This is a genomic window from Shewanella sp., assembly GCF_051658185.1.
In the GTDB taxonomy this organism is placed as follows: domain Bacteria; phylum Pseudomonadota; class Gammaproteobacteria; order Enterobacterales; family Shewanellaceae; genus Shewanella.
In genome coordinates this window covers 1-10,162 of sequence record NZ_JBOFMC010000050.1, presented here as the reverse complement: position 1 = coordinate 10,162, position 10,162 = coordinate 1, and the positions used below count along the sequence as shown (strand labels likewise).

Genomic DNA, 10,162 nt, shown 5'->3' with positions numbered 1-10,162 from the left:
GCCCGGTTAGGGTTAGCAAGCGTTTGTTAAGTCGCGGCGGTTTGCTGCCTGAGGTAATGCATGCCGTGATAGCGGGCATTTTTGAGGCGCTCGCTGTCTTTTACCGCGCGCCGCGGTATATCTCTTTGTTGTGCCATCGACTTTTGTGTTATCTACTGCTGCGCCGTTTGCTTTATCTTGAGTGTCAATGTCGAGATCCCATCGCGCGCGAGCCTTCATCTCGAGTCTCAATCCCGAGTCTCAATCCCGAGTCTCCATCTTGAGCCCTCATCTCGAGTCTCCATCTTGAGTCTTAATTGAGCATCACAATCGCGCGTCTTTGCCTATGCGCTCAGCTTAGCTGGTACCTTGGCGAGCGCTGGGTGACTTAGTGGCACCGTTTTCACATCGCTGACAGGCAATCGGGCTAACCTGTGCCGCAGGATTTCTGCTGTTGGAGATTCATCTTTTGCTTTACACTCTGTCATAACACGCTCGCCTGCGGAATGTGAGCTTTATATCTTGTTGTTTTGATACAATTTTACGCAGTTTGGCCCAGTACCGCTCTGCGTTGTCTTTCCTGGGGTTTATACGGTCATGGCATTATGAAAATAGGTATTTTGTCTCAGGTCCCTGAGTTGCATTCCATTCAACGCTTAGTGGCGGCCTGTGAAAGTCGTGGCCACGAAGCGGTGGTGATCAACACCTTAAATTGTTATATGAATATCAACTCCACTAAGCCCAGTATTCACTATGAAGGGGCGGAGTTAACCGGCTTTGATGCCATTATTCCCCGGATCCACACGAGCATTACGTTTTATGGGTGTGCGGTGGTGCGTCAGTTTGAAATGATGGGCGTGTTTGTGGCCAATGACTCGATTGCGATTGCACGTTCACGGGATAAATTACGGGCGCTGCAATTGCTGTCCCGTAAAGGGATGGGGATGCCATTGACGGGCTTTGCCAACAAGCCGAGCGACATTCCTGATTTAATTAATATGGTGGGTGGCGCGCCCTTAGTGATTAAATTGCTTGAGGGCACTCAAGGGATTGGTGTGGTATTGGCAGAAACCAAAGCCGCTGCCGAGAGTGTGATTGAGGCCTTTTTAGGCTTGAAGGCCAATATTTTAGTGCAGGAATACATTAAGGAGTCCAACGGCAGCGATATTCGTTGTTTTGTCGTGGGCGATAAAGTGGTGGCCTCGATGAAACGCCAAGGGCCTGAGGGGGATTTTCGCTCGAATCTGCATTTAGGGGGCCATGGTGAAAAAGTTAAAATTACCCCTGAAGAGCGTAAAATGGCCGTGGCGGCGGCAAAAGCGATTGGCTTAGTGGTCGCGGGGGTGGATATTTTGCGTTCTGCCCGGGGGCCACTCATTTTGGAGGTCAACTCTGCCCCGGGTATCGAGGGGATTGAGCAGGTGAGTGGGATCTCGGTGACTGAGCCTATTATTGAATACATTGAAAAAGCGGTGGCGGCGCGCAAGTCCTCGCGAGCCAGTGTTGCCTAAATGCTGCGGCGAAGGGATTGCTAAGTGGATTGTCGAGAGGATTGTCGAGCGGATCGCTTGGTGGATTGCGGCGTGGCTCGCCGAGTCAGATTGACAGAGTTGTTGAGATCCTTGGCAAACACGGGGCAGAGGTCGTTATCGCCCCTTGATAGCCATCGTTTCGCAAGTTTGAGCAGCTTGAGGATAATGCCAACCTTCATCCTCGCCGCAACGCCACCTCAGGGTGGCGCTGGGGGTTTAGGGGCTTAGAGTTCGAAACCGTAGGAGTAACCTAAGACGATTTTAGCGTCGTCAGCCGTTAAATCGGTATCCGCGAGCATAAAGGAGACCGTGCCTATGCTGGTGTCGGTACTGAGGCTTAGGTGATAATCGGCGTAGTGTTTCTCGGCAAACCAAGCTTCAACAACCTCTCCGCTCGAATAGCCATAATGCAGCGATAGATTGACCTTCTCCGTTAAAGGCACAGAGACGGTGGCGGCAATATAGCTTAAGTCTTTATTATCGAAGGGCGCGGCGGCCACGTCATCGCCCGCATTCACCACATGGGCATAGCTAAGCTCTACCCATTGCCAGCTGAGGGCGCCATGTAATTCACCAAAATCAAGGCTACCTTCGGCATCTGGGTAGGCATAATACAGGTAGCCAATATCGTAGCTGAGGTTTTCGCTGATATTGCCAGCGTACCCAGTATACAGATCCACTTCATAGCTAGTGTCGTTACCAAAATCCACATTCGATGCCCAAGTGCCGGCATAAAAGCCACTCTCATGGGTGTAATCCAGCCCCCCTTGGATCGCCACCGCGTCATTGCTTTGGGTGACACCGCGCCAGAGGTAGTTTGAACTGCCGCCGATATTGCCAGACACCGCCGCGAAGGCATTGGTGGTCAGTAGGAGTCCAGTCGATAATGCCAACACGCTGTACAGTGATTTTCCCATGCTCATCCCCTTGATTGAGTTATCTCTCGAGGCGCCCCGGAGTCATTCCCCAGTTTACGCCTCGGTTTATCGTTAGCCGCATTGCCGCTGAGTTGCTGCTGACAAGGGGATTGCCAATCATGTGCCAAAATATAAATTCGATTAAAAACAATTAACTAGATTTTAATGTGTTAATTTATTGTTACTTAATGCTTAAGGATGGGGCACGGCTGCACTGTGATTGTGCAAACATCGCAGGGGAAGGAGATAAAAAAACGCCTCCTAATGGAGGCGTGATTGTCAGTGTCTAGCGGGTGGGTTAGTTCACACTCTCGCGCAAGGTTTTACCGGGTTTAAACTTCGGTACTGTTGCCGCGGCGATGTGGATTTCTTTACCCGTTTGTGGATTACGACCGGTGCGTGCAGCACGAGTCGCGGTTTCAAAGGAGCCAAATCCGACGATGGAAATTTTGTCACCATTTTGCATGGATTCCATAACGGCCGCTTCGAAGGATTTTAATGCGCGTGCCGCTTCCACTTTGGTGAGATCGGCATTTTCGGCAATCTTGGCGATAAGTTCAGTTTTGTTCATTATTATTGTCTCTTCTTTCCGTAGATATCAGGGCGTGACTAACATGCCACAAGGATTAACACTTTGAAAGCCCTTTAAAACCGCTCAAATGTTAATATTTATTCGGTTCGTGATTGAGGTTTTATTCTTCTAACAGTTGGTAAAGCAAGTGCTTGACTAAGTTCGGCTCAAAGGGTTTGTCACACAGCGCGTTGACTCCTGCTTGGGACACATTGCTAAGGTGGGTTGTGTTAGCCTCGGAAGACACCATCAAAATAGGCACATGGGGTTGTTGGCTATCATTACGGATAAATTGGGTTAGCGCTAGGCCATCGACACTGGGCATGTTGTAGTCGGTGATCACTAGATCAAACATGTGGTTGCGCATGATTGCGATGGCCTCGGCGCCATCTTCGGCCTCGGTGATAAGTTGGATCCCTAAATTACCTATGGTGCGTTTAATCACATTGCGGGCCATGCGGCTATCGTCGACGACGAGCACCCGAAGCTCATGCACATCAAAATGACGTAAATCGAGTTCATCATGGCTGAGTAAATCGAGGGTGGCGTTGAGGGCTTTAGCAAGATGCTCGCCACTAAAGGGTTTAGGCAGGATAGCGACCACCCCGGATTGGCGAAATATCTCTAATTGCTCACGGCGACATTCGCTCGACACCAACATAAATTGAATGTCTTGGCAGTCGGCTTGGCGGCGCACATCTTGGAGCAGCTCAATGGCGGTGCCATCATCAAAATACATGGCGCTGGCGATAAGATCGGGTTTATGGCGGGCAATCACCTGTTTGGCCTCGGTGAGATTGGCCGCGGTTTCGATGCTGACAATGCCTTCTTGTTGGAGGCGTTGAATAATGATCCGGCGCTGGATCTCTGAGGGTTCGACAAGCAAGATGGAGAGTTCACTGAGCGATAACTGATTCATAGTCTTTATTGTTTTATCTGATTAAATTTATTGGTTACTTGGGTGTTGATGTTTCAGGTGTTGTGCCGCCTTCTTATGCCAGAAGGGGCATTTGGTAAGCTCCCGCTCTTTATCACTCGTCATTTGAGTTGAATCACGACGGGTCATTCTTCGCTTGGCAAGCACCCGCTTGCCAGTACGAACAACCGTTAATCTTCAAACGTCAACGCGCCCTCACATTTTCGCTAATATCAACTTGGCAATAGCGCCTTACTGGGGGCGAGTTTGGCTTAAATAGCGATAACTTACCTCTGAAAACGCAATCCAGTATTGCAGTAACAGCAGGGCAATAATACTGCATACCAGAGGCAGCATGGGGATGTGTTGTCCGGCAAAAATGACCTTTACCTCCTCTGGGCTGATGCGATAAGCCAAAATGGCGGTGATCCCTAATGCCGATAAGCCTAAGGTTTGCATGCCAAGGTAAATTTTAAGCACTAGGCTGGCCCAAGGCGCGCGGATCAGGATCCCCGCAAGCACGGGAAGCACACCTAAACTAAATAAATCAAAGGATTGGGTTAAATACGCCCGCAGCAGCGCCGCAATGCTGACAAGGCAATAGAGTGCAATTAACAGGACCAGACGTTTAGGCATAAACTTTTTACCAACAGAGGTGACCGATGCGCCAGTGTAGGAAATGGTCCGAACTGAGTCCAGCATAACTTAATTTGGTGTAGAATGAGCGCCTCGCCACGCTTTCAACCCTATGGGTCATGGCGGGGCGAACCCCCATCAAGGATTAACACAAGGTACACCCGATGACAGAAGAGGAATTTTGGGCATTAGTGACCCGCACCGATGCGGCTCAGTCCCAGGAATCGCTTGCTAAGGCCCTCAGCCAAAAATTAAGCGAATTAACCAATGAGCAGCTCAAAGCCTTCGATAAAATCTTTGGACAACAGATGCGCCGGTGCTATTTATGGTCACTCTGGGGAGCGGCCTACATCATTACTGGATGCGACTCGGAATATGCTTTTGCTGAATTTCGCTGTTTTTTGATTTCTCTTGGTAAAGAGCGCTTTGAGGCGGTGATCAGTGAGCCAGACAGCCTTGCGCAGTTAGCCGCTTGGCCGGAAAAAGATGGGTATGCTTATCCCTTTGTGGATGAATATGATTTGCTGGCAGGTCAGCTATACGAAGATCGCACGGGTGAGGAATTGCCCTTTATGCCATCGGGCAAGGCAACCCCCATGGGCAAAAAATTTAGCACTAAACCCAAGGAGTTAAAAAAACAGTACCCGCAGCTGAGTGCTCGCTTCCCCTTTTAACATCGTTAGCGCCCGATGGGCACTGCAAACACTGCAAACACTGCAAGCACCACTAAAATCTAAGAGGCAGCCATTATCTTGGCAGTCTCTTTGCCTCTCTTTGTGTTTGATTCAGCCCGGATTTAACCGCGCCGAAATCCGGCGCTGAGCCTGCGTCTTCGCTGACTTTCAATGCCTTTAATGCCATCATTGCCAAGCTCATTGCTTGGCCGCGTTTAGGGTTAACGCTCATTTTGCATGGCGGCGCATTGAAAGCCTTGGCTGCGACTATCAAATTGGCAGCCAAGGCCGCATTCCCAAGGGGCGTTATCATAGAAGGCCGATTGTTCTAAGGCGGCGTCGCGGCAGGACTCATAACTGTTGAAATTATCCATTTTTTTATATTTACCAGACTGATAGCCATGGGTATAAATAAAGGATGACCACGTTTGCTGGCGCAGGGAGCGATCGCCCAGATAAATCGCCCAAATTGCGCTGGCAAAACAGGTAAATAGGATTAACACTACAACGGGCACCACAGGGAATTTCATGTCTAATTTAAGATAGCAACCAAGAGTAGCTGCAGAATAGCGCTTTTTTCATTCCTAAGCGCGCAATTTGATCACATTTTCCTAACTCTCTGCTTACTTAAGCGCGTTATCGATACAAAATGATGCATTTTATTGGGATTAATTTTAATTATTTTCCTTTTTAGACAAAGCCTTAAATTATATTTGCTGTGTATATCCGCTTTTTGCATTAAGCTTGAGTTCAGGTTAGATTTTATACAGTGAAGTCGACACATTATCAGGCCGAGGAGGCAAGCATGAAAGTTCCATTCCTATTACTCGCAGGCGTATTCACTTGCAGTGCAGTGTGGGCCGCAGATGAGGCGCCCACGGTTGCTGAAACCCAAGAGGGTGTGGTCAAGATTGTGTGGCAAAATCCACAGGCTTTTCGTGATATTAAATCTTCTGGTGAAATTCAATCCCGTTATGAGACGCGCTTATTTGAGAGCTTAACCGCCAATTTAAATAAACAAGCGAGCAAGCTATTAAAACCAAATCAAAAACTTGAGATGACGGTGACCGATGTCGATTTGGCGGGGGATATGCGTCCGACCTTTGGCGCGACGGTGAATGATTTACGGGTCATCAAGGAGGTTTATCCACCACGGATTACCTTCAATTATCAAATTGTAGAGAATAACCAAGTGATTGTGGCAGGGGATGAAAAATTGACCGATATGGGCTTTATGTCCGGCGTGCAATCCTTAAACGATAAGCCTTTCGTTTACGAAAATACCATGCTTACCAATTGGTTGAAAAAGACCGTGGTTCCTAAGCTATAACAGGTATGGGGTTCATTCCGAGCCAGCGTATTGGCCTTGTGCAGGCATAGAGTGAGTGCACAAGGCACAGGTTTAAGGTTGCTCAGTGCTGACTCGCGCCCTGATGATTCATTTACGCAGCAGTGCTAACGCCTTAACGCCAAAGCGCGAATGCCTTAACGCAAAAGCGCTACCGTCTCGCTAAAGCGTTCATTGTAAAAACACCCAAGCCTAGGCTGAGCTAGCGAAGTCGGTTGCGGTGATTTAGGCGATCAGGACTTGGAGGTTATCCTCTGGGGATTCTAACAGGCAAAACCCGTTACTCGCGGATTTTGCCTGTTTTTTTGCCTTAGCGCTGAGAATGGAGAGGCGATGCTCGTTGCTATTATTCGTGTGCTGCGGGGTGAGCAGGCCAACACAGAGGCTAACGAGTTTGTGGTAGCAGGTTTGACCTTGCCGATCCTCGGCTAACATTTGCTGTGCTTGCCAATGTTCACTGCTATAAAACAGTTTTTTACGGATCTCAAATTCCGCCAATATCCGCTGACAGTGGCCGATGACCTGCTCGCTGGTGCTGATGATCACAAAGTCATCGCCGCCGACGTGACCAATAAAGCAATTGTCACTTTTGTATTTAAGTAATAAGTGGGCGACTTCGCAGATCACCTCATCCCCTCGACAAAACCCGTAAATATCGTTGTAGGGTTTAAAATGACACAGATCAAAATAGGCCAGATAAAAGGGTTTCTGTTGGATGGCAAGTCGCTTAAGTTCTTCTTGTATTGGTACATTTCCAGGTAAGTCTGTCAGCGGGTTGGCGTGGCGCGCCATTTTAATGCGGTGCTCGGTGATGCGTTGTAGCAAATCTTTGGTGTGGCCGATGCCGAGTAATTTACCGCGACGTAAAATAATAAATTGTTGCGCCACCGTATTGGCGGTTTCTGATGTCAGCAATTGGCTGACGTTGGACAAGGGCTCATTGGCTTCGATTTGTAATACCTGTGGGTCCATCACCTCGCTAACGGCGTGATTTTCATGAAGTGCTCTGCCATACGGGCTGCTAAACAGTTCGAGCAAGGTTGCACGGCTAATAATCCCTTGAGGGACGTTATCCTGAGCCACGACAACGGCCTGCAGTGCGGGCTGCGACATAAACGTATCACTTAAATGTTTGAGTTTGAGCGTGGGAGGCACAGTGATCCCGGGGCTACACAAGCTCTCGGCGGACTCACTATAGCGCGGCAGCGCCTGATTATTGTGTGGGACTAGGATGGCTTGCATGGAATGACAAGGCTGCGGCGCAGGGCGGCCAAGCAAGTACCCTTGACAATAGACAATCCCGAGCTGTTTGAGTACGGCGAGCTCCGCTTGGGTTTCGATGCCCTCGGCGATCACCTTGCAGGTTAAACTTTGGCACAGTTCGACGATGGAGCGCACAAACTCTTGTTTGACTGGGGTTGAGTCGATTTGCTGGATAAAATGGCGATCGATTTTGACATAATCTGGTGCCAGTTCTGACCAGAGCCTAAGGCCGGAGTACCCGGCACCTAAGTCGTCAATGGCCGTCATAAAACCCTGATTCCGATAGTGATGTAGGCAGGCTTTTAGCAGGTCGATATCGTCCGCAGGGTATTGTTCCGACAGTTCAATCACCACTTGGGAGGGAGCGATCCCCAGCTGCTGTAGCAGTTGCAGTGTCATGCCTTTAGGGTGGCTAGGATCTAACAGTGCCTTGGGGGAAATGTTAATAAACAAACGCCCTTGAAACTGGCGTAGTTTGAACTGCTCAAGGGAAATTCGTCTGCATAGGGTTTCAAGCTCGCTGAGCCGGCCTTGTTGGGCCGCCGTTTGAAAGAGTGGCACTGGAGAGTGGAGCGGGCTGTGTTCTGGGCCACGACTCAAGGCCTCAAATCCATGAATTTTATGCTCGAGGATATTGAAAATGGGCTGAAAGAGTGGGCTTATTGCTTCATTGACTATGATGTTTTCAAGTTCGTGAGCCAGTGGTAAATTCATGTTGTTTTTCAGCCATTTTCGTCATATTTGCGGAGTTTATGGCCGCTTAATGACAAAATGATGACAACAGGAAGGGGGCAAAACGCCTAAAGGAGCGGCCGGCGAATGGGCCTATCCTCAAGCGCCTCAATCCCCCGCGCCATGGGCGCCGCTGGCCAGCAATGCGTGCGCGTCTCGCGATGAATTATTTTCAAGATAGACGCGACTGAGGATTAACTCTGTTTTTTAAATGCCTGCAGAGTTTGCAGTAAGGTCCCTAATTGCCGCACATAGTTGCTGAGCGCCACAGGATCGAGACTGGACTCGGCCTGAATGCGCGTTAACTCATCCATTAACTCCTGCACATAGGGTAAAAAGCGATTGCTAGAGGTTGTAAAACCCTGATCTGCGGTGAAAATATAGGTAAATTTCCCATGGCCCGCTTTTTTTAACTCATCTAACTTAGCGTCGGCATCGATGGCTTGGCGATAGGCGATTTGAAGATTGTCTTTCAGTTGCTCTATAACCTTAGTGTGTGGCATAACAGCGTCTCATTGTAAAAATGTGCAGGAATTATAAGGGGCAAAGACTATGGCAACAAGCCAATGGCGCAGGATGTGTGGCTTAGGAGGTGTGCTGTGGTTGCTCTGTGCTTCAGTATTGGCCGCACAGAGTGATAAACCACCCTTTTATCAAGTGCATTGGCAAGGGCAGCAGGCCTATTTATTGGGATCGATTCATCTTGGGCGCGCCGATTTTTATCCTATGCCGTGGCAGATTGAAGCCGCGCTCAGTCAGGCTAAAGGCCTCGTGGTCGAAGTGGATATGGCTAAGGTCAATAGCCAAGATTTGTTGCGGCAGTACGCCATGGCCGAGGGAGATAAAGGGCTCAATTGGCCAAGTCGTGATCGCCAAACTCAAGCGTTGATGAGCGAGTTTTGTGCAGCAAAAGAAGGTTTTTGTAATTCTATTCAATCGTTTGCGCCTTGGATGCAGGCATTGCAGCTCAATTTATGGCGGTATCATGCTCTCGGTTACAGTGCCGCTTACGGGGTCGAGATGCAGCTATTGCAGGCCCACGGGGCTCTCCCGGTGTTTGAGTTAGAAACTGCGGCGTCACAATTTCAGTTATTAGCCTCCTTCGACAGTCACGTGCAATGGTCTATGGTGCGTGAAGCCATTCGTGTCAGCGATGCCGAGCTGCTCGCGTTAATTCAAGCTTGGCGCAGCGGGGATGAGGCGGCGCTGGATAAACTGATGCAAGAACAGTTTGCAGGGGATGTGCAGCTCGTCGATAAGCTGCTTTGGCAGCGCAATCACACTATGGCAGCGGGCATTGTGCAGTTGCTAAGCGCGGATACCATCCCAAAGCCCCTGTTTATTGTGGTGGGCGCTGGACATGTGGTGGGCGATAACAGTGTGGTACAGCTGCTACGTCAGGCGGGCGCGACGGTCACTGCCTGTTGGTCTGCGCCGTGTTTGTAATGGAACAAGTTGTATTTTATTGATTTTTATTAAGGCGGCTTTCATCTATAGCCGCGCTTGCTCAAGTTACTCAAGTTACTCAAGTTACTCAAGTTACTCAAGTTACTCAAGTTACTCAAGTTACTCAAGTTACTCAAGTTGCCGCTTG

The 10,162-nt window shown here is 49.2% G+C and carries 12 protein-coding genes; 5 read left to right on the top strand and 7 right to left on the bottom strand.

All coding sequences use genetic code 11. The features are described from left to right. A partial coding sequence (locus ACRCZA_RS02070; RefSeq protein WP_438672823.1) for a hypothetical protein occupies positions 1-263 on the top strand: 263 nt, incomplete at its 5' end. Positions 264-584: 321 nt separating this feature from the next. Continuing rightward, positions 585-1,490 carry a 30S ribosomal protein S6--L-glutamate ligase gene (rimK, locus tag ACRCZA_RS02065; RefSeq protein ID WP_438672822.1) on the top strand — a complete coding sequence of 302 codons (906 nt, stop codon included), beginning with the start codon at positions 585-587 and terminating at the stop codon, positions 1,488-1,490. Between the two features lie 245 nt (positions 1,491-1,735). Here rimK and ACRCZA_RS02060 read toward each other — a convergent pair whose 3' ends face one another. From ACRCZA_RS02060 to ACRCZA_RS02045, 4 genes are all read right to left on the bottom strand, one after another. Then, positions 1,736-2,428 carry a TorF family putative porin gene (locus ACRCZA_RS02060; RefSeq protein WP_438672821.1) on the bottom strand — a complete coding sequence of 231 codons (693 nt, stop codon included), beginning with the start codon at positions 2,426-2,428 and terminating at the stop codon, positions 1,736-1,738. A gap of 298 nt (positions 2,429-2,726) precedes the next feature. After that, positions 2,727-2,999: an HU family DNA-binding protein gene (locus ACRCZA_RS02055; protein ID WP_438672820.1), complete on the bottom strand. Its 273-nt coding sequence runs from the start codon at positions 2,997-2,999 to the stop codon at positions 2,727-2,729. A gap of 121 nt (positions 3,000-3,120) precedes the next feature. Beyond that, positions 3,121-3,918, bottom strand: a complete 798-nt coding sequence (locus ACRCZA_RS02050; protein WP_438672819.1) for a response regulator — start codon at positions 3,916-3,918, stop codon at positions 3,121-3,123. Positions 3,919-4,167: 249 nt separating this feature from the next. After that, a complete protein-coding gene (locus ACRCZA_RS02045; protein WP_438672824.1) occupies positions 4,168-4,551 on the bottom strand; it encodes a hypothetical protein in 384 nt (127 codons plus the stop codon). 164 nt (positions 4,552-4,715) lie between these two features. Between ACRCZA_RS02045 and ACRCZA_RS02040 the strand changes: the two genes are divergently transcribed. After that, positions 4,716-5,225 carry a DUF4240 domain-containing protein gene (locus ACRCZA_RS02040; protein WP_438672818.1) on the top strand — a complete coding sequence of 170 codons (510 nt, stop codon included), beginning with the start codon at positions 4,716-4,718 and terminating at the stop codon, positions 5,223-5,225. A gap of 221 nt (positions 5,226-5,446) precedes the next feature. On the opposite strand, the gene ACRCZA_RS02035 is transcribed toward ACRCZA_RS02040, so the two are convergent. Beyond that, a complete protein-coding gene (locus ACRCZA_RS02035) occupies positions 5,447-5,755 on the bottom strand; it encodes a hypothetical protein (protein WP_438672817.1) in 309 nt (102 codons plus the stop codon). A gap of 275 nt (positions 5,756-6,030) precedes the next feature. Here ACRCZA_RS02035 and ACRCZA_RS02030 point away from each other — a divergent pair, with 275 nt between their 5' ends. Continuing rightward, positions 6,031-6,555, top strand: coding sequence for a DUF3016 domain-containing protein (locus ACRCZA_RS02030; protein ID WP_438672816.1), 525 nt, complete (start codon positions 6,031-6,033; stop codon positions 6,553-6,555). 243 nt (positions 6,556-6,798) lie between these two features. On the opposite strand, the gene ACRCZA_RS02025 is transcribed toward ACRCZA_RS02030, so the two are convergent. Beyond that, positions 6,799-8,550: a GGDEF domain-containing protein gene (locus ACRCZA_RS02025; protein WP_438672815.1), complete on the bottom strand. Its 1,752-nt coding sequence runs from the start codon at positions 8,548-8,550 to the stop codon at positions 6,799-6,801. A 212-nt stretch (positions 8,551-8,762) separates the two neighbouring features. Next, a complete protein-coding gene (locus ACRCZA_RS02020; protein ID WP_438672814.1) occupies positions 8,763-9,071 on the bottom strand; it encodes a prephenate dehydrogenase in 309 nt (102 codons plus the stop codon). Positions 9,072-9,120: 49 nt separating this feature from the next. On the opposite strand from ACRCZA_RS02020, the gene ACRCZA_RS02015 reads away from it, so the two are divergent. Next, entirely contained in the window at positions 9,121-10,014 is an 894-nt protein-coding gene (locus tag ACRCZA_RS02015; RefSeq protein WP_438672813.1) for a TraB/GumN family protein, read from the top strand. Positions 10,015-10,162: the final 148 nt, after the last annotated feature.